Source organism: Novosphingobium rosa NBRC 15208, assembly GCF_001598555.1.
GTDB classification, from domain to species: domain Bacteria; phylum Pseudomonadota; class Alphaproteobacteria; order Sphingomonadales; family Sphingomonadaceae; genus Novosphingobium; species Novosphingobium rosa.
Genome location: NZ_BCZE01000084.1, coordinates 1 through 19329 on the forward strand (window position 1 = coordinate 1; position 19329 = coordinate 19329).

At 63.4% G+C, this 19329-nt stretch carries 17 protein-coding genes; 12 read left to right on the forward strand and 5 right to left on the reverse strand.

Going from position 1 to position 19329, the window contains the following annotated elements; translation table 11 throughout:
* The coding region (locus SR3_RS25220) for a formimidoylglutamate deiminase (RefSeq protein ID WP_068092380.1) at positions 1 to 1189 on the reverse strand (1189 nt) is incomplete at its 3' end.
* Positions 1190 to 1329: 140 nt separating this feature from the next.
* On the opposite strand from SR3_RS25220, the gene hutI reads away from it, so the two are divergent.
* Genes hutI through SR3_RS25245 form a run of 5 tightly spaced genes read left to right on the forward strand, consistent with a single transcriptional unit; the run spans position 1330 to position 7097 of the window.
* Positions 1330 to 2526 carry an imidazolonepropionase gene (hutI, locus tag SR3_RS25225; RefSeq protein WP_068092451.1) on the forward strand — a complete coding sequence of 399 codons (1197 nt, stop codon included), beginning with the start codon at positions 1330 to 1332 and terminating at the stop codon, positions 2524 to 2526.
* On the forward strand, positions 2523 to 4052 hold the full coding sequence (gene hutH, locus SR3_RS25230) for a histidine ammonia-lyase (protein WP_068092388.1): 1530 nt from the start codon (positions 2523 to 2525) through the stop codon (positions 4050 to 4052). The genes hutI and hutH overlap by 4 nt, the downstream gene beginning before the upstream one ends.
* Complete coding sequence (gene hutG, locus SR3_RS25235; protein WP_068092391.1) at positions 4049 to 4858, forward strand: N-formylglutamate deformylase; 810 nt, start codon at positions 4049 to 4051, stop codon at positions 4856 to 4858. The genes hutH and hutG overlap by 4 nt, the downstream gene beginning before the upstream one ends.
* Positions 4855 to 6522 carry a urocanate hydratase gene (gene hutU / locus SR3_RS25240; RefSeq protein ID WP_068092395.1) on the forward strand — a complete coding sequence of 556 codons (1668 nt, stop codon included), beginning with the start codon at positions 4855 to 4857 and terminating at the stop codon, positions 6520 to 6522. Before hutG ends, hutU begins: the two co-directional genes overlap by 4 nt.
* Positions 6519 to 7097, forward strand: a complete 579-nt coding sequence (locus tag SR3_RS25245; protein ID WP_281198743.1) for a HutD/Ves family protein — start codon at positions 6519 to 6521, stop codon at positions 7095 to 7097. The genes hutU and SR3_RS25245 overlap by 4 nt, the downstream gene beginning before the upstream one ends.
* A 146-nt stretch (positions 7098 to 7243) precedes the next feature.
* On the opposite strand, the gene SR3_RS25250 is transcribed toward SR3_RS25245, so the two are convergent.
* Positions 7244 to 7975 (reverse strand): UTRA domain-containing protein, encoded by a 732-nt coding sequence (locus SR3_RS25250; RefSeq protein ID WP_068092401.1) that lies wholly within the window; start codon positions 7973 to 7975, stop codon positions 7244 to 7246.
* A gap of 562 nt (positions 7976 to 8537) precedes the next feature.
* On the opposite strand from SR3_RS25250, the gene SR3_RS25255 reads away from it, so the two are divergent.
* The 4 genes from SR3_RS25255 to SR3_RS25265 all read left to right on the forward strand — a co-directional run bounded on the left by SR3_RS25255 (position 8538) and on the right by SR3_RS25265 (position 11419).
* Entirely contained in the window at positions 8538 to 9833 is a 1296-nt protein-coding gene (locus SR3_RS25255) for an aminotransferase class V-fold PLP-dependent enzyme (protein WP_068092403.1), read from the forward strand.
* A gap of 265 nt (positions 9834 to 10098) precedes the next feature.
* On the forward strand, positions 10099 to 10344 hold the full coding sequence (locus SR3_RS25260) for a hypothetical protein (RefSeq protein ID WP_157099102.1): 246 nt from the start codon (positions 10099 to 10101) through the stop codon (positions 10342 to 10344).
* Between the two features lie 113 nt (positions 10345 to 10457).
* Positions 10458 to 10832 carry a hypothetical protein gene (locus tag SR3_RS31630; protein ID WP_157099103.1) on the forward strand — a complete coding sequence of 125 codons (375 nt, stop codon included), beginning with the start codon at positions 10458 to 10460 and terminating at the stop codon, positions 10830 to 10832.
* 182 nt (positions 10833 to 11014) lie between these two features.
* Entirely contained in the window at positions 11015 to 11419 is a 405-nt protein-coding gene (locus tag SR3_RS25265) for an acyl-CoA thioesterase (RefSeq protein WP_068092408.1), read from the forward strand.
* A 339-nt stretch (positions 11420 to 11758) separates the two neighbouring features.
* Here SR3_RS25265 and SR3_RS25270 read toward each other — a convergent pair whose 3' ends face one another.
* Positions 11759 to 11977 (reverse strand): hypothetical protein, encoded by a 219-nt coding sequence (locus SR3_RS25270; RefSeq protein WP_245654094.1) that lies wholly within the window; start codon positions 11975 to 11977, stop codon positions 11759 to 11761.
* Between the two features lie 815 nt (positions 11978 to 12792).
* On the opposite strand from SR3_RS25270, the gene SR3_RS25280 reads away from it, so the two are divergent.
* The 3 genes from SR3_RS25280 to SR3_RS25285 all read left to right on the forward strand — a co-directional run bounded on the left by SR3_RS25280 (position 12793) and on the right by SR3_RS25285 (position 15647).
* The gene (locus SR3_RS25280) at positions 12793 to 13620 is read left to right on the forward strand and encodes a 23S rRNA (adenine(2030)-N(6))-methyltransferase RlmJ (protein WP_068092411.1); all 828 of its coding nucleotides are present in this window, start codon (positions 12793 to 12795) and stop codon (positions 13618 to 13620) included.
* A gap of 92 nt (positions 13621 to 13712) precedes the next feature.
* A complete protein-coding gene (locus SR3_RS30910; RefSeq protein ID WP_084455910.1) occupies positions 13713 to 14033 on the forward strand; it encodes a hypothetical protein in 321 nt (106 codons plus the stop codon).
* 390 nt (positions 14034 to 14423) lie between these two features.
* On the forward strand, positions 14424 to 15647 hold the full coding sequence (locus SR3_RS25285) for an FAD-dependent oxidoreductase (protein WP_068092412.1): 1224 nt from the start codon (positions 14424 to 14426) through the stop codon (positions 15645 to 15647).
* Between the two features lie 88 nt (positions 15648 to 15735).
* Here the strand turns inward: SR3_RS25285 and SR3_RS25290 are convergent, their stop codons facing one another.
* Both SR3_RS25290 and SR3_RS25295 read right to left on the reverse strand, forming a co-directional pair.
* On the reverse strand, positions 15736 to 16683 hold the full coding sequence (locus SR3_RS25290) for a glycerophosphodiester phosphodiesterase family protein (protein ID WP_068092416.1): 948 nt from the start codon (positions 16681 to 16683) through the stop codon (positions 15736 to 15738).
* Between the two features lie 67 nt (positions 16684 to 16750).
* A complete protein-coding gene (locus SR3_RS25295) occupies positions 16751 to 19249 on the reverse strand; it encodes a TonB-dependent receptor (protein ID WP_068092420.1) in 2499 nt (832 codons plus the stop codon).
* Positions 19250 to 19329: the final 80 nt, after the last annotated feature.

Consider the following 19329-nt stretch of genomic DNA (forward strand, 5'->3'; position numbering starts at 1 on the left):
GGGTGACAAAATCGGCGGGAGCACCCGCCGCCAGCGCCGCCTGCCCGCCCAGCGCCTGAGCGCCGCCTGCCAATGCGCTCCCCAGCAATGCGTCACCGGTATGGGCTCCGGGCTTTTGCGCATGCAGGTTACGGCGCCGCTGGACCAGGCGCTGGCCATATTCCAGCCAGCGCAACTCTTCGGCGGCATCGATCAGCACATTGGAATCAGACCCGACGCCCCAGCGGCCGCCAGCCGCCATGAACTCCAGCGCCGGGAACAGCCCGTCACCCAGATTGGCTTCGGTGATCGGGCACAGCCCGGCCACGGCGCCGGTCGCGGCCAAAGCGCGGGTTTCGGCCACAGTCATATGCGTGGCATGCACCAGGCACCACCGCGCATCGACATCGGCATGATCGAGCAGCCATGCCACCGGGCGCTGCCCCGACCATGCCAGACAGTCATCGACCTCGCGGGTCTGCTCGGCGATATGGATATGCACCGGCCCCCCGGGCGCCTGCCGCACCAGCTCGCCCAGTTCCCCGGGCGTCACCGCACGCAAGGAATGCGGCGCCACGCCAAGCACCGCATCGGGCTGGCCGGCCAGCAAGCGACTAGCTGCCTCGCGCATCCGGGCAAAGCCGTCCAGCGTATGGATGAAGCGCCTTTGCCCCGCGCCGGGCGCCTGCCCGCCAAAACCGGCATGGGCGTAGAACACCGGCAACAGGGTCAGCGCGATCCCCGTCTCCTGCGCGGCCTGCGCCACCGCGCCCGCCATCTCCGCACAGTCGGAATAGGGCGCGCCCTGCGGATCGTGATGCAGGTAATGGAACTCGCCCACGCGGGTAAAGCCGCTCTCCAGCATTTCGACATAGGCCATGGCGGCGATGGCGCGCATATCCTCGGGGCTCAGCCGCGCAAGGAAGCGATACATCACCTCGCGCCAGGTCCAGAAGCTGTCGGCGCTGTCTCCGGTCACCTCGGCAAAGCCCGCCATGCCACGCTGGAAGGCATGGGAATGCAGATTGGGCAGCCCCGGCAAGGCAATTTCATGGCGCTCGTCGCCGGCAAGCGCGGCCACGCCTGCCGTCACGCCCGTGATGACCCCCGCCGAGACGGTCAGGCGCACATCCTTCGTCCAGCCACCCGGCAGCAAGGCTTGCGCGATATGGAAGGTCGCGTCGCCGGGCGATTTGGCAAACTGGCTCATCGGGCAGACTCCATGATGTCGACGAAGGGGATTGCGCCTCCCTTCCTTAATGTCTATACATTTAAGCAGCGCAGCGCAACCGAGTCCGTCACAAGCATGGAGCCTTTCCGGCGATGACAGCCCCTTCTCCGCCATCTTCCATCTCCTGCGACCAGCTGTGGCGGGATGCGCAGTTGCTGACCATGAAGCAAGGCGCCTGCGCCATCATGGACGGGCTTGTGGCCATGCGCGACGGGATCATTCTTTACGCGGGGCCCGCCAGGACAGCCCCCGATTTCCAGGCAGCGCGGACGACCGCCTGCGAAGGGCGACTGATCACCCCCGGGCTGATCGATTGCCACACCCATCTGGTCCATGGCGGCAGCCGCGCCGAGGAATGGCAGGCGCGCCTGGCCGGCGCTTCCTATGAAGAGATCGCACAGGCAGGCGGCGGTATCGTCTCGACGATGAAGGCCACCCGGCAGGCCAGCGAGGAGGCGTTGATCACCGCCGCGCTCCCCCGGCTGGAAGCCCTGATGGCCGAAGGCCTGACGACGGTGGAGATCAAATCGGGCTACGGCCTCGCGCTGGAAGCGGAACGCCGCATGCTGCGCGCCGCGCGCCAGCTGGGCAAAATGCGCAAGGTTACCGTCAAGACGACCTTTCTGGGCGCTCACGCCTTGCCGCCCGAATTTGCGGGCGACGCCGATGGCTATATCGATCTGGTGACCAAGGTCATGATCCCCGCGCTGGCCGAGGAAGGTTTGATCGATGCGGTCGACGCCTTTTGCGAGGGCATCGGCTTCACCCCCGCCCAGACCGAGCGCGTGTTCACCGCCGCCGCCCGCCACGGCCTGCCGGTGAAACTCCATGCCGAGCAGCTTTCGAACCTCCATGGCGCGCAGCTGGCCGCAAGCTACGGGGCCTTGTCCGCCGATCATCTCGAACATCTCGATGCGGCAGGCGTGGCGGCGATGGCGGCCAGTGGGACGGTGGCCACGCTGCTGCCCGGCGCCTTCTATTTCACGCGCGAAACCGTGCTGCCCCCCGTTGCCCTGCTGCGTGCGGCGGGCGTGCCCATCGCGCTGGCGACGGACTGCAATCCGGGCACCTCGCCCCTCACCTCGCTGCTGCTGGCGATGAACATGGGTGCCACGCTGTTCCGCCTGACGGTCGAGGAATGCCTTGCGGGCGTCACCATCAACGCCGCGCGGGCGCTGGGCATGGCCGATGAGATCGGCACCCTCGAGCCCGGCAAGCGCTGCGACCTTGCCATCTGGGATGTCGATCATCCCGCCGACCTTGTCTATCGCATGGGGTTCAACCCGCTCCATGCCCGCATCTGGAGTGGTTCATGAACGAGATCGTCCTCACGCCCGGCGATGTGTCGCTGGCCGACTGGCGCGCCATCTATCGCGGTGCCTCCGCCCGTCTCGATCCCGCCAGCGCGCCCGCCATCGCCGCCAGCGCGCAGGCCATTGCGCGGATTCTGGCCAAGGGCGTGCCGGTTTACGGCATCAACACCGGCTTCGGGAAGCTGGCCGGGGTGCGCATCGCTGACGATGAGCTGGCCACGCTTCAGCGCAACATCGTGCTGAGCCATGCGGCGGGGACAGGCGCGCCCAGCCCGGTGCCGGTGGTGCGGCTGATGATGGCATTGAAGCTGGCCAGCCTTGGCCAGGGCGCCAGCGGCGTGCGGCCCGAGACGGTGACCCTGCTCGACGCCATGCTGACGCGGGGATTGACCCCGGTGGTGCCCAGCCAGGGCTCTGTGGGTGCCAGCGGCGATCTGGCGCCGCTCTCGCATATGGCCGCCACGATGATCGGCGTGGGCGAGATTGAATTTGATGGCGCGGTGCTGCCCGCCGTGGAGGCGCTGGCCAAGGCCGGTCTGGCTCCCATCGAACTGGGGCCCAAGGAAGGGCTGGCGCTGCTCAACGGCACGCAATTCTCCACCGCCAATGCGCTGGCCGGGCTGTTCGAGGCCGAGGTGCTGTTCCAGTCCGCGCTGGTCACCGGGGCCCTGTCCACCGAGGCGGCCAAGGGCACCGACGCCCCCTTCGATCCACGCATCCATCTGCTGCGCCGCCACCCGGGGCAAATGGCCGTGGGCGAGACCTTGCGCAGCCTGATGGCCGGCTCGGCCATCCGTGCCTCGCACCGCGAGGATGATCCGCGCGTGCAGGATCCCTATTGCCTGCGCTGCCAGCCGCAGGTGATGGGCGCGGCGCTCGATGTGCTGCGTCAGGCGGCCACCACGCTGCTGACCGAGGCCAATGGCGTCTCCGACAATCCGCTGATCTTCCCCGAGACCGACGAGGCCCTCTCTGGCGGCAATTTCCACGCCGAGCCCGTCGCCTTCGCCGCCGATATGATCGCCATGGCCATCTGCGAGATCGGCTCCATCGCCGAGCGGCGCGTGGCCATGCTGGTCGATCCGGCGCTCTCGGGGCTGCCGGCTTTCCTCACGCCCCGCCCCGGTCTCAACTCCGGCTTCATGATCCCGCAGGTAACCGCCGCCGCGCTGGTCAGCGAGAACAAGCAGCGCGCCTATCCCGCCAGTGTCGATTCCATCCCCACCAGCGCCAATCAGGAGGATCATGTCTCCATGGCCGCCCATGGCGCGCGCCGCCTGATGGACATGGCCACCAATGCCACCGCCGTGCTGGGCATCGAGCTGCTGGCCGCCTGTCAGGGAGTGGACTTCCATGCCCCGCTCACCTCCAGCACCGCGCTGGAGGCCGTGCGGGCCGCCACGCGCCGCGAGATTCCCACGCTGGAGGATGACCGCCATTTCCATCCCGATATGGAAGCGGCCAACCGCCTGATCCGCTCGGGCGCGATTGTGGCGGCGGCTGCCTTGCCTCTGCCGGGCGTGGCATGACGCACTGGCTGGAGATCCATCGCGGGGAGGCTCCGCTGGTGGTGGCCTTTCCGCACACCGGCACGAAGATTCCGCCGGAGCTTGAGGAGCGCTTCGCTTCGCCATGGCTGGCGCGCAAGGATGCCGACTGGTGGATCGACCAGCTTTACGCCTTCGCGCGGGATTTGGGCGCGACCACGGTGCGCACCAGCATCTCGCGCAGCGTGATCGACTGCAACCGCGATCCTTCAGGCGCGTCGCTCTATCCCGGGCAGGCGACCACGGGCCTGTGCCCCACCGAAACTTTCGATGGCGAGCCCTTGTATAAGGGTGAAACCCCCGATCAGGCCGAAATCGAACAGCGGCGGATCGCTTACTTCAATCCCTATCACGCGGCCATCACCGCCGAACTGGCGCGGCTGCGTGCAATCCATCCTCATGTCGTTCTCTATGACGCCCATTCGATCCGCAGCCAGATCCCCCGCCTGTTCGCGGGCGCGCTGCCCCAGTTCAACATCGGCACCAATGGGGGCGCAACCTGCGACCCCGCGCTGGCCCAGGCCGTGCAGCAAGCCTGCTCCGCCAGCGGGCTCACCCATGTTCTGGACGGTCGCTTCCGGGGCGGCTGGACCACACGCCACTATGGCCAACCCCAAAACGGCATCCACGCCATCCAGATGGAACTGGCGATCCGCGGCTACATGACCGAGCCCGAACAGCCCACCCCCGACAACTGGCCGGCACCGCTGGACATCCAGCCCGCCATTCTTCCCACGCTTCGGCAGGTGATCGCCGCCTGCCTCGCCTTCGCGAAAGGGCATGTATGAACCGTCTCGACAACAGCCGCATCATCAAGGCCCCCACCGGCACGGAGCTGTCCGCCAAAAGCTGGCTGACCGAGGCGCCGCTGCGCATGCTGATGAACAACCTGCATCCCGATGTCGCCGAGAACCCCGAGGAGCTGGTGGTCTATGGCGGTATTGGCCGCGCCGCGCGCAATTGGGAAAGCTTCGACCGTATCGTAGAAGCCTTGCGCAAGCTGGAGGATGACCAGACGTTGCTGGTCCAGTCCGGCAAGCCGGTCGGCGTGTTCCGCACGCATAGGGACGCGCCGCGCGTGCTGATCGCCAACTCCAATCTGGTGCCCAAATGGGCCACTTGGGAGCATTTCAACGAGCTGGATAAGAAGGGTCTGGCCATGTACGGCCAGATGACGGCGGGCAGCTGGATCTACATCGGCACGCAGGGCATCGTTCAGGGCACCTATGAAACCTTCGTGGAGATGGGCCGCCAGCATTATGGTGGCGATCTCTCGGGCCGCTGGCTGCTGACGGCGGGGCTTGGCGGCATGGGCGGCGCGCAGCCCTTGGCCGCCGTGATGGCGGGCGCCAGTTGCCTCGCCATCGAGTGCCAGCGCAGCCGGATCGAGATGCGCCTGCGCACCGGCTATCTCGACCGCATGGCCGAAACGCTGGACGAGGCCATGGCGATCATCGAGGAGGCCAGGGCCAGCAAAAAGCCCATCTCGGTCGGCCTGCTGGGCAATGCGGCGGAGGTTCTGCCCCGGATGCTGGAACGCGGCATCCTGCCCGATCTGCTGACCGACCAGACCAGCGCGCATGACCCGATCAACGGCTATCTGCCCGCCGGATGGACCGTGGCCGAATGGCTCGACAAGCGCGAACGCGATCCCGCCGCCGTGGCCGCCGCCGCCAAGGCCAGCATGGCCACGCATGTCCGCGCCATGCTGGACTTCCAGAAGCGCGGCGTGCCCACCACCGATTACGGCAACAACATCCGTCAGGTCGCCTTCGATGAGGGCGTGGAGGATGCCTTCGCCTTCCCCGGCTTCGTGCCCGCCTATATCCGCCCGCTGTTCTGCCGGGGCGTGGGCCCCTTCCGCTGGGCTGCGCTCTCGGGCGATCCGGAGGACATCTACAAGACCGACCAGAAGGTGAAGGAGCTGCTGCCCGACAACAAGCACCTGCACCGCTGGCTGGATATGGCGCGCGAGAAGATCCATTTTCAGGGCCTGCCCGCGCGCATCTGCTGGGTCGGGCTGGGCGATCGGCACCGGCTGGGTCTGGCCTTCAACGAGATGGTGGCAAGCGGCGAGCTGAAGGCGCCGGTGGTGATCGGTCGCGATCATCTCGACAGCGGCTCGGTGGCCAGCCCCAACCGCGAGACCGAGGCGATGATGGACGGCAGCGATGCCGTCAGCGACTGGCCGCTGCTCAATGCCCTGCTCAACACCGCCAGCGGCGCGACATGGGTCTCGCTGCATCATGGCGGCGGCGTGGGCATGGGCTATTCGCAGCATTCGGGCATGGTCATCGTGGCCGATGGCACAGCGGAAGCGGCGGCCCGCCTTGAGCGCGTGCTGTGGAACGATCCCGCCACCGGCGTGATGCGCCATGCCGATGCCGGTTACGAGATCGCGCTGGATTGCGCGCGTGAGAAAGGCCTGAACCTGCCCGGCATCCTCGGGTGAGCGGCATCACCATCCTGAGGGCGGCTGACCGCCGCCCTCAGCCATGGAAAAATGGCGGCGGGATGACCAGCGAGGTGCTGGTTCACCCGCCCGGCGCCGGAAGCGATGACTTTCTCTGGCGGGTGAGCATCGCCGATGTCGAGCAGGCAGGAGATTTTTCCAGCTTCCCCGGTGTGGATCGTATCATGGCAATCCTGTCGGGCCGACTGGCGTTGACCGTGGCGGGAAACAGCACGATTCTTGAGTGCGCAAGCGCGCCGCTCGCCTACCCCGGCGATGTGCCAACCTTCGGACGCCCTCTTGGCGGCATGGTGCGGGACATCAATCTGATGGTCCGGCGCGGCGGAGTCCATGCAACGATGCGCCGCTCCCCGGCCGCACGGTTCATCACCACCGCGCAGACCTCCATTCTGATCGCCGAAACCGGCGCATCCATCGCCATCGAAGGCCGCAACCTTGACCTTGCCCAGTTCGATGCCGTGGTTCTGGCGGCGCAGCAACATGTCACGCTGTCCGGGCCTGGTCTGATCCTTGAAATCGACGTCGCCAGCCCAGCGCCTGCCCGCTTGGGGTAAAGAAGCTTTCGCGGCCCGCATGCCCCTGCCGAGCGGGGCGGATGACGCATCGCGCCGAACATCATGGAGAAAACCCGGCCGCGATCCTGATCGTCGGCCAGCCACAGCACACGGACGGGAGCATATCCCTTTTCAAACAGAACTCGTCAGGGCCGAAATTCGGCGCTGATGCTGAAAGTCTGCCCGGGATAGATCATCTGCACATAGGTGTTTTTTTCCGCCGCACGCCAGGTCCAACGCTCAACCATCAGGCACGCGGCCTCTTCGCGGATGGCCAGGTTGCCCGCCATGTCCTGATCGGCGTTGATCGCCGAAATTTCATGACGTGCATCGCTCCAGGGCACATGGGCAAAAAGCCAGGAATTGGGGGGATCGCGTTCAAAATCGGCGTCTCTTGCCGCCGCCACCAGGGACAGATTGATGATCCTTCGCTCAAGCGCGAAAGGCTTGCCATCCACATAATGGACGCATTTGATGTGAAGAACATCCCCGCCCTCGATATCCAGTTGCGAACGGTCGCGCGCATTGGCGGGGCGGATTTCGCGCTCAAGCAGGTCGAAATCGTATTTTTTGCCCTGCGCCAGGGTATGGGCTCGCAAATCGGGCAATTCAAATGCGGCCCGGTGAAATTTGGGCGCCAGCACGAAGGAACCGGCCCGCTTCTTCCGTTCGATCAACCCGCGTTCGACAAGCGTGGCGAGGGCGCGATTGACCGTCATTCTTGAGCAGTCATAGTGCTTCATCAACTCGTGTTCATAGGGAATCCGGTGGCCCGGCGCCCACAGGCCCGACATAATGTTGGCCTCAATCTCCTGCCGGATAAGATCGTAAAGGCTAACCCCCTCCCGCTCGACGGCGAGCTTGCCCGCATTTGCCATTACAAATCTTCCATATCCAGAAGTGAACGACCGGAACCGGCCCGGCAAGACGCGTAGACGAGCCCATGATATGCCGCCAGCCCTCTTGAAAGAAGAGCGCAGGCAGACCGTTTCCCGAAACATTGTCGAACACATCACCCAAGCGCAGAGGCCTGTAAAGAGCATGCGGCGCTGGGTCTATTTATGTATATGCATAAATGACCTTACCCTGCATGGCAAGACAGCGAAGCTGTCGCCTCGTCGCCCAAACCCCTGCCATCACAGCCTTTGAGATCTGCCGACATCCGCGCCGCAGCCGCCCCGCCATCACCCCCGTTCAGTCCGGAGCTTCGCCTGAAGCTGTCATCAGGCCACCAGCCTCCATCGAGCAGATCAGCGCGCCGAACCGATGGTCGCTCGGCGCGTCTTTCGGGGGTGAGGTTGCCGCCCGTGCATTGCGCCATGCTGGGCCAACCGCATGTGATGGAGGCATAGGCGCGACGCTTCCCTCTACGTCATTCGCCCGAGTTAAAGTAACATTGTATCATGCAACGAGGCAGCGAGGATCTTCAACGGGGCGATCATGACCAATCGACGCGAGTTTCTGATGCGGGCCGGCGCTCTGGGGGTGGCAACGGTGGCCGGGGCCAACATGGCCAAAGCCGCACCGGCAACCGCGCAAGGCAGCACCGACTGGGCGGCGATGGAACGCGAGATGGATGCGCTCTACTCGGTGGACCGCCACATCGTGAACTTTGATGCCGCCTATTATGGCGCCATGACCCATCCGGTGGAGGCAACCTATCGCGAAAAAACCGCATGGGTGAACCGCTACAACTCCACCTTTCTGCGCGATATGGTGCCAGGCGCCTCACGCGATATCGAGTTGGGCCGGTCACGCGATGCCGTGGCCAGGCTGATCGGCGCAAGGCCCGATGAGGTGGCGCTGGCGGGCGGCGGCACCGAAGCGCTGTATGCGCTGATCGTCAACTACAAGGGGATCACGCCGGGCGACGGCGTGATCTATGCCGATGTCGACTATGACGAGATGCAATATGCCATGGACTATCTGGGCGAGAGCCGGGGCGCGCATGTGGTGCGCTTCTCGATCCCCGAACCGCATACGCGCGCCAACATTCTGGCCGCCTATGAGAAAGTTCTGAAGGAAACGCCCCGCGCGAAGCTGCTGCTGCTCACCCATGTCTCGAACCGTAACGGCCTGATCCCGCCAGTGGCCGAGATTGTCGCCATGGCCAGGGCGCGTGGCGTGGATGTCATCCTCGATTCCGCGCAGGCCGTCGGCCAGATGCCCTTCGACGTGACGGTGACCGGCGCCGACTTCATCGGCTTTTCCCTGCACAAATGGGTCGGTGCGCCGCTGGGCGTGGGCGGCATCTATATCCGCAAGGAACGCCAGGGCGATATTGGCCGCTGGCTGGGCAACCGCATCTATGCCGAGGATGACATTCGCGCCCGCATTCCTTCGGGCACGGTCGATTTCGCAGCGCGGCTGACCATTCCGACCGCCATCGATGTGCTGAACCAGATCGGCATCCAGCGCAAACAAGGCTTCCTGCGGCATTTGCGCAACCGCTGGGTCGATGGCGTGCGCGACATCGGGGGGCTCTCCCTGATGTTGCCCGATGAGCCGGACAATTACGGGGCCATCAGCTCTTTCCGGATGCCCGGCATGAAAACCATCGACCAAGCCAAACATGCGCAGGCAATATTTGTCCGGAAATATGGCGTGCTGGTGGTGGCCAAGGCAGGACTTGCCGCCGGGCCGGGGCTGCGCGTCACCCCTGCCCTGTTCAACACCACCGCCGAAGTGGACCGCCTGATCGCCGCCATCCATGCCGAAAAAAGCATGTTCGCCTGAGCCCCGATCAACGGACCGTCTTGGCCGAGTTGCACCTGCGGCAGAGAATGAATGTTGCCTGTCATTTAGAACCTCCGGATTTTGACAGGCTGGGCCTATAAGGGTGAAGAATAGCCCATGGTCACGGGCCTGCCGGTCGATACGATCTGGCCTCGCTCCATCGCAAAACTTTCCGCCCAGCTCGAATTGCTTTGACCTTTGTCCAGAAAAAGCGCTGGGGTGAGTGGGCGCGCTGCAATCTGCGAGTCCCTTGGAGGACCGCGCCATGCAAACTCCTCAATTCGATTCCCCCGTTGCGCTTTGGGAACAGATGCCAGATCGCTTCGGCGTGGACCGCAGCATGTGCCAGGAAGGCGAATGGACCCTCGGCGAAGCCATCGGTTACGTGATCAGCCAGCCGGTTGAGGAACAATGGCGCTTCAAAATCGTGAGCGGGAGGCAATCTATCGATCATCTCGCGATGATGCGGCTTGCCAGTAACAGCCTCTTTCGAAACTGGGATTTTGACTGACCAAACGCGTCCACGGGCCCTGTGAAAACGGTCATTCCGGCAAGCGGTCTGCAACGGAGGTTCCCATGCCCATTGGAATAGACAGTGCTCCCGCTCTTGGATGGAGACGAACGATGACATTTTTCTTCAACGATACCGGAAATATGCGCAGAGCATCCGTCAAGATTACACACCCATGTGTCTCGGCTGTGACCCTCGATCCGGATGAGGAAACTCAATCCTGCGCGGAAGAAAATTGGGAGAATGAGGGCGGCCACCTTTCCAGTCCCGATGTCAATTGGTCACCGCTTAACCCTTTTCCCAAAGAGATCACCAGACTGGAAGATCAAGTCGATCTATGGGCAAGAAAATTGACCAGCGACTTTGTGAATGGCCGAGTGGGGATGCGTTACAACACCTACACCCATCGCGCCCGCGTGCTGCGCCTGCAAAGGGCAGAGCTGGATGCGATGCGAAGACGCTTCAATGAGCCGGAGCAAACCCACTGAACGCCTCTCAGCGATGCAATCGCCCAAGGCACAGCGTGATGTCCGATCTTCCTGAGATCTTGTGCAAGCAATGAAATTACAAGCACTGCATCTTCGTTCGGCCGGCGGAACGCGACCATCGGTTGATCCAGTTATCCGTGTTTCGATTGCATGGCGGACCTCCAGGGCGTAGAAAGGTTATCGTGACTGACAGCGCTCCCTATCGCTTTGCCGTGGCCATCGATCCTTCGGACATCGACTTCATGGGGCATGTCAACAACGCAAGCTATCTCAAATGGGTGCAGGAGGCTGTGATCAGCCATTGGCGTGGCATTGCGCCCGCCGAAGAAATTGCCCGCCATCTTTGGGTCGCGTTGAAGCATGAGATCACGTATCGAAAACCCGCGTTTATCAACGATGATATCATCGCCACCGTCATTCTCAAAAAGGTCTTTGGCGCACGAGCTTTTTACCAGACGATCATTCGGCGAGGCGAAGACGTTCTGGCAGAAGTCACGTCAAGTTGGTGCTGCCTGGACGCAGAAACAAGGCGTCCGGCACGGCTTGCAGCGAGCTTGGTGGAGCGCTTTTTCTCCAAGCAGACCTGATTGATCCTGTTCTACGCAAGCGTTGCCCGCCAGCCACATATCTTAGAGGCAGCTGCCAGTGAGGCTTGAAAAAGGCCACACCCCATCGGCGGCTCGATTTCTCGATCAACAGACACAGGCAACGCTTTTTCGTACCTTCCCGCGCTTCGTCGAAAGCATGTCGACCAGACGACATCCAAAAGACGGATCCCGCGCCGCGCTTCCAAGGCAAATATGCGGCGATCTATCGGCGGTTTCTTTCGCTTCGCGCTTAAGCCACCTCCCCCGCACACGAGCGGGCAAGGCCAAGTGGGGAAAGTTCTTCGCGAAGATCGATGACTATCCTCGAAAAAGGCTTAATCACCGAAAGCGTGTCGCATCAATCCGCTGGAAAGAGGCACGTCGCACCGCGCCGTGGATCATGTTTTGCCTGAACAGGTGCCGAGCATCGTCAGCCCCTTCGATCGTGACACAGACTAAGTGAGTGCCTCCCGAGAGTAAGGTTTCGATTGCGCTGATCGCAATCGCCTTGCGACGACACCCGTCGATGACCTCCTGCTCGGGCAGGTTCACGTTCATAGCACGTGTAATTTTGGGCTCCATCGATCCTGTCCAACCTATCACTGGCTCACGCTCCCCGCAAACGGGGCCATCTTGCTCATGGTCGAATGAGGCACCTGGGCAGCCGTGCACCAGGCGGGATAGTGCGAAACACCCATGAGGTTCCGAAGCCTGTCAATTCTTGTCTGGTAGTGCTTCACAAGTCCGAACGCGCCTGCGCGGGAAGCAGCAGGCTGCGCCCCGGCCCGAATGAGCGAAAGTTGGTGATGGTAGAGAAGATGATTAAGGTCCACGGCCATACTCCAGCCTGATGCGGGAGCGCGCAGTCTCTCAGCCACCCACGTGCGAGACGATAATGGGCGATAAGCTCGATATGGGTACCATCTGCGTAATTACAAGGGCAACCCAGGCTCAACCTCGATGCCCGAGCTTCGTCATTTTTCCTTCCCAGACCGCGTGGTGGTGTGCGGCAGCAAGGGGTTTTGCTTTGTGCTGCTCCATGTGCCCACCGCCCCGAGGCCGCTGCCGCCAGCACTAATTGCTGCGGGGCACCGCGCGAAAGCGAAGTCTGCCCCTGACAGAGGAGCCATTCCTCAGTCACAACGCCAATTTCGATGTGGATTGCGATCTGGCTCGTTTGCTATCTTTTTAAAATCGCTAATCTCGGTTTCGCTTGCGCTCGCTGGCGCACCCTCATGGCCTTGTGCAAAAGTGCTTTGAAGGTTTCCGTCCGGCTCGATAAGAGCACCGAATCGGTTACTCCAATCGCCTTGCACTCGGTTTCCATGTCCAGCAGATCGGGTCAAGGCAGATCGTCAGGATTTTGATTCTCAATGAATTATCGCCATTCCTTCCATGCTGGCAATAGCGCCGATGTCGTGAAGCACAGCCTGCTGATTGCCCTCGTGCACGCCTTGCAGCAAAAAGAGGGCGCGTTGACTCTGATCGACACCCACTCCGGCTGCGGGCTGTATGATCTTTACGGCGACGAGGCCCAACGCACCGGCGAATCCGCACAGGGCGTGCTGCGGGCCTTGGCCGACACGAATCCCTTGCTCAGCGACTATCGCGCCGCCGTTCAGGCGGTGAATGTCGGGGATGAGCCACGCCTCTACCCCGGCTCACCGCGGTTTCTGGCGCAGCTTCTGCGCCCGCAGGATCTGCTGATCCTGAACGAAAAGCATCCCGAGGACGCCTATGCCCTGCGCGGCGTGATGCGCGACACGCAAGCCGCCGTGCATGAACGCGATGCCTACGAGCTGTGGCTGGCGATGGTGCCGACCCGAACGCCGCGCGGCGTGGTCGTGGTCGATCCGCCCTATGAACAGACCGACGAACGCGCGCGCATCACCGCCACCCTCGCCGCCGCACACCGCAAATGGGCGCATGGCGTGACGGTGATCTGGTATCCGCTGAAAGAGCGGCCCACGCATGCACAGTGGAAGCACCAGCTACGCAAGCTTGGCATTCCGAAATTCCTGAACGTGGAGCACTGGTTGTATGATGCCGATCAGCCGGGCATCTATAACGGCGCCGGCCTGTTTATCGTCAACCCGCCCTACGCCTTCACGCAGGCGCTGCCGCCTCTGCTGCAAGCCCTGCGCACCGCATTGGCGCCGGAGGGGCATAAGGGCGAGATCACAGCCGATTGGTTGACCTAAACAAAGGACGGCTTCGAAAACGGGGCGCTTCGAAAAAGCCCTGCAACACCGGTGAAGGGTGGAATGCCGCTGCTGGCATGCTAAGGGATGCCATGCTTTATACGAATGGCCGTGGCGGCACTGTCGAAATTGACGGTTTCAAATATGACTGGGAACTCCAGAGCGAGCCCCAGCTCTCCTCATCCGATGGCTGGAAGGGCATGACCGTTTCCTTGCGTCAGAGAGGCATGCCACGCGAAGCCATGCTGGAATTTCCGACGCCCAAGCGCTTGTTGCGAGGATTGCCGAAAGGGCGTTCCCACATCAATGACACGATTGCCGCGCGCGGTGTGCGGGCGGCATTGTCAGCGGGATGGGATCCGGCATCGCGGGGCAAGCCCACGATATTCATGGTCGATGCCAACGGCGACTGACCGAACGCCCGGTTTGCGTAACCCGAATGGCGGGTTTGGCAAAAGCCGACGCTCATATTGACGACGCTGAATATCTTGAGTTGGTCGATTGCTGCCAACGCTGCCGGTGATGGCGTCGAGGAGGTCTCGCCCTAACCATCAGCCTTGGTTTGGTTGGGGCGATCCCGTGGCGCTGGCTGCGGGGCTGGACGGCATGCCCAATCAGCGTGATCCCGGGCCGCGCTGCGATGTCAACATGTACACACAGGGACATCAGGCCGGCTTGAACCGGACCGCGAAACGGGCCGCAGAGAAACAACAGAACGCCACACCGCACTCATTTTCCCCTTGCACATCGACGGCCCGTCAGCTTGTCTGCCTCATGCATTTTCGATGAGGCTGGTTCAGGCTATGATCGATCATGAGAAACCGCCTGTCATTGTGGTTGGGGGTGGCCCTGCCGGAATGATGATGGGCCTGCTGCTGGCGCGGGCTGGTGTGCGAACGCTCGTGCTGGAGAAGCATGCGGACTTTCTTCGCGACTTTCGCGGGGACACGGTTCACCCTTCCACCCTGGACCTTTTCGATGAACTCGGCTTGCTGGACGCGCTGCTGATGCGCGATCATGACAAGGTCACCAGCGTCGGCGGCGTGATCGGCGGCAAGGCCTATCGGATCGCGGATTTCAGCCGACTGCCCGGGCCGGCGCGCTTCATCGCCATGATGCCGCAATGGCATTTCCTCGATTTCGTGGCCGAACATGCCTCCAGACTGCCCTGCTTCACCCTGCGGATGAACAGTGAGGCCGTCGGCCTGATCGAAAAGGCGGGACGCATCGACGGGATCCGCCTCGCCGATGGCGAGGCGCTGCAGGCCGCGCTGATCATCGCGGCGGACGGGCGCGGATCGCTGATGCGTGACAAGGCCCGGCTGCCGCGCAAGGATCTGGGGGCGCCGATCGATGTCCTGTGGTTCCGCATTCCCAAGGCGCGCACGCCGGACAATCGCACGCAAGGCTATATCGATCGGGGCGAAATGATCGTCACCATCGACCGCGGCGATTATTTCCAATGCGCCCGCGTCATCGAAAAGGGCGGAGCGGACCGGGTGCGCGCCGCCGGGCTGGAGCGTTTTCGGGCAGATGTGGCGGCAACGGTTCCCGCGCTGGCAGCGCAGATCGGCGCCATCGCAAGCTGGGACGATGTCAGGCTGCTGACGGTCTCGCTCGATCATCTGACCTGCTGGCATCGCCCGGGTCTGCTGGCCATCGGGGATGCGGCGCACGCCATGTCTCCGGTGGGCGGTGTCGGCATCAATCTGGCCATTCAGGATGCTGTCGCCGCCGCGAACATTCTGGCGGCATGCCTTGCCGAGGGAGGCGATCCCGATCCCTTGCTGCACAAGGTTCGCGACCGGCGGAAGCTGGCGGTCGGCCTTATTCAGTCCTTGCAGCGTATCATCCATCGCCGTGTGATCGGTCCGGCCATGCGGCATGCCACACCCCGCGCGCCTCTGATCCTGCGCCTGCTGCAAGGAATACCGGCCCTGCAGGCGCTTCCCGCAAGGGTGCTTGGCCTCGGCATCCGTCGCGAACATATCCGCTCGCCAAAGGCGCCCCTTGCCAAGCCGCATTGACGCCGACCGCCGTGTGCATGGCAGCGGAGAAGCGAGGGCCGGCGAACATCCATCGCGATCGCCAGCCCACTGACAGCAATGTTGCGCTCTACAGATGGCCACCATCACGGAAGCGCAGCATGGCTTCCGGATCGTCGGTCTGGATCATGGTCACGCCCCGACGATAGAGGTCGCCCCAGACGGCATCGGGCTTGCGCAAGGCATCGATGTCATTGCCCGCGCCGATGACAAAGCCCTGAAACAGCGTGTTGACCCAGACCCGCACCTTCAAGGCCCGCGCCTTGTCGGCAATCGCGGGCAAGGCCTCCACCGGCACCACCGGCAGTTCGAAAGCGACAGGCTTGTGCGGGCCTGTCATCTGGCGCGTCATCACCTCGGGAATGTCGAGGCCGCGATCGTCGGCGCTCATCGGGATCACCGCGAAAGGCACCTTGTCGAAGGGCGCGATGGAGGCCAGCGGCGCGCTGCCCAGACCGCCAAAGGTCTTGACGATCACCCGGTCCGCCGCACCGGCCCGCATCACCGCATCGACCACCTCGGCATAGATCATGGCCTTGACGTCAAGGTTGAGCACGATGCGCCCCTTGGCCAGCGCCAGCATCTCGTCCAGCGTCAGCATGGTCTGGTCGGTCAGCGGGGCCGTGACGCCGCCTTCATTGGCGCGCAGATGCAAGGCCTTGATCTGGGCCAGCGTCAGCTTTTCAATGGCGCCCTTGCCTTCGGTCATGCGGTCGACGGTGTCGTCATGCATGATCACCAGCGTGCCATCGCGCGTCTTGTGAACATCGGTTTCCATCACATCGACGCCCATCTGCGCGCAGCGTTGCAGAGCCAGCGCGGAGTTTTCCGGGGCGCTGCCCCAGCCATGCCACGGGGCCGGATCGTGGCAGCCGCGATGGGCGATGACGATCAACCCGCCTTGCGGATCGCGGATGCGGCGCATCGTGTCGTTTGTATCGGTGGCGTGGGCGGTAAGGGGGGCCGGGGTCGCCGCCAGACAGGCAAGCGCGGCCATGGCGAAAAGCGCCTTGGTCATGAACAGAACTTTCGTAACAGAGGGAAGCAGGGGCACCTTTCGCGGCGCCCCTGCGGCAGGCTTCAGCTCACCATTTGCGCGAGAGGATTAAGCGTGCGGCGCGCCCGAACAGCGGCCTTCCGAAAATGGCGGTCGAGGTGCCCTGCCCGGTCAGCACGTCGCCTGCGGTGTTGCCCTCGGTCAGGCCATGGGCGTTGGTGACATTGTCCACCGCCACCTGCGCGCTCCAGCGGTCATGCTCCACCTGCGCGCCCAGCGTGAAATAGCCATAGGCGGGCAGAGCGGTGGTGTTGGGATAATCGACATAGCGCTTGCTGATGTAATCATAGCGGCCATAGATGCTGACCTTGCTGCCATGCGCCACAAAGTCGAAGCTGGGGCGGATGTTGCCATAGATCCTGGGCTGGCGCACCATCTGCTTGCCGTTGACACCGCTGCTGTCGGCCCCGGTGGTGCTGGCGAAGTTGAGATATTTGGGGTCCTGCACCGTCAGCGAGCCCGAGATCGAGAAGGGCCCGGCGACATGCCACATGCCATCGGCCTCCACGCCGATGTCGCGCGCGGTGCCGGTGAAGTTCACCGTCTGGTCGCTGCGCCCGGTCGAGGGGACATAGGCGCTGAAGCTGGCGCTGAGCGGGTCGAACTTGGTGTAAAAACCGGTGAGGTACAGGTAGGACCGCCCGAAGGAGGCCTTCAGGCCCAGCTCATACAGCTTGGCCTTGGTGGTGGTCGTGGTCAGCGTCGCGTTGACGACAGCCGAGGCGCCGGCGGGCACCTCCATCTGCGAGGCGCGGGCATAGACGCCGAAATGGCGGGTCACATCGTAATTGGCGCCCACGGTCCAGTTGGTGGCGGTCGCCTTATAGCCCTGATGGAGGGTCTGGCCGGTGAAGGCGCGGGTGGCATCGTCGGCCAGCGTGGCGGCATTGCCCAGATTGGCCGAGGTGGTGGGCAGATAGGTGCCGCTGTAATCGTACCATTCGCGTCGCAGGCCAAGGTCGAGGCGCAGGCGGCTGGTGATGTCCCACGTGTCCGAACCGTAGAGCGCCACGACGGTGCCGTCATATTTGCCGCCCACCAGCGAGACCGCATCGTTGATCGCGCCATTGTCGGTGACCGAGCCCAGCACCGAACCGGTCGAGGAATAGGCCACCAGATCGAGCATCTGCGGGTTGGAGGCCACCGGCATCAGATAGTTCTGATAGACGGCGAATTCGGTGCTGCCATAGCGCGAGGCGTAGACACCGGCGCGCACGTCATGCTGCCCAATGGGCGTCTCGAACTTGCGGGTGACCGAAAGATCGCCCTGCCCCGAATAGAAATTGGCCTGCACCGAGCGATATTGCGCCGACAGCACCAGCCCCGAAGAGGCGGCAGGGTTGTAGACGCTCTGCCCGTTGGTGCCCGCGATGGCATAGCCCAGAGCGGCGACATTGCTGCCAAAGGCGGTGCGCGCCGCGTTCAGATAGCCGGCGGCATAGGTGTTGGCATCGACCGGGTTCGAGGTGGAATAGAGCGCGTCGAAATGGTTCTTGCCCTTGGTGTAACCGCCCTTGGCCGAGACGTGCCAGGGGCCGAAATCGCCCTCGTAATCCAGCGCGACATTGCCGAAGGTGATATGGCGCCCGTTCGACAGATCGCCATGCTGGGTCTGGATGTTGCCCGCGCCATCCTTGTAGCGAATGTTGACCGATTGCAGCGAGGACGAGTTCAGCGTGCCGGTGAAGTAATTGATGTAGGGGTTGAGGCTGACCGAGGGATTGCGCGGATCGGCGGTCGGGATCGAGAGATAGAATTCATTGCGATCGTTGGTGTATTGCCCCGAAAGCTTGAGCGAACCATTGCTGAAATTATGGACGATGTTGGCGCGGATCTGCCCGCCCTTGTCCTGCGGGAAACCGGAATCGCGATAGCCCTCATTCAGCCGCAGGAAGCCGCCGATGGCGAAATAGGTGTCCCTGGCCAGCTTGCCCGACTGATAGGCATCGAGCCGGTAAAGGCCGGTGGTGCCCAGCGTCAGCTGCGCCTCGCCCTGCGGATGCTCGCCGCCGGTGCGGGTGATGACGTTGGCGATGCCCGCCGCCGTGCTGGCATAGATCGGCGCCGGGCCGCCGCGCACCACCTCCACGCGCTGGGTCATCAGGTCGAGGCGGTTCATGCCGTCGCCCTGATTGAAGAAATAGCCGTCCAGCTCCTGATAGAGCGGCAGGCCGTCCTGCTGGTAATAGAGATAGCCGCGATCGGTGGGGATGCCGCGGATGCGGGTGATGTTCTGCACCTCGCCGCCGGTCGCCTCCGTCTGGATGCCGGGCAGCGATCCGATCAGCTCGGTCATGCTGCGCGGCGCCAGCTTGCGGATCTGCTCCCGCGACATGGAGTTGACCGCATAGGACACGTCGAAACGGCGCTGGGCGCGCGCCGAGCCGGTCACCACGATATCGGCGGGCGCGGCGGCTGTTGCGGTGTCGGCAGGCGGCGGCGCGGCGTCTTCGGCGCAAGCCGATCCGGCGAAACCGATCAGGGCCAGCGCGGCGGCGCTGGCCAGAAGGCGTGAAACATGTGTCATGGCAACCCCCATTGAGTGGATGGCGGCCCTATGCGCAGCCTTCGTGACAGTTTTAATTTCTTACATGAAATTAAATCGGA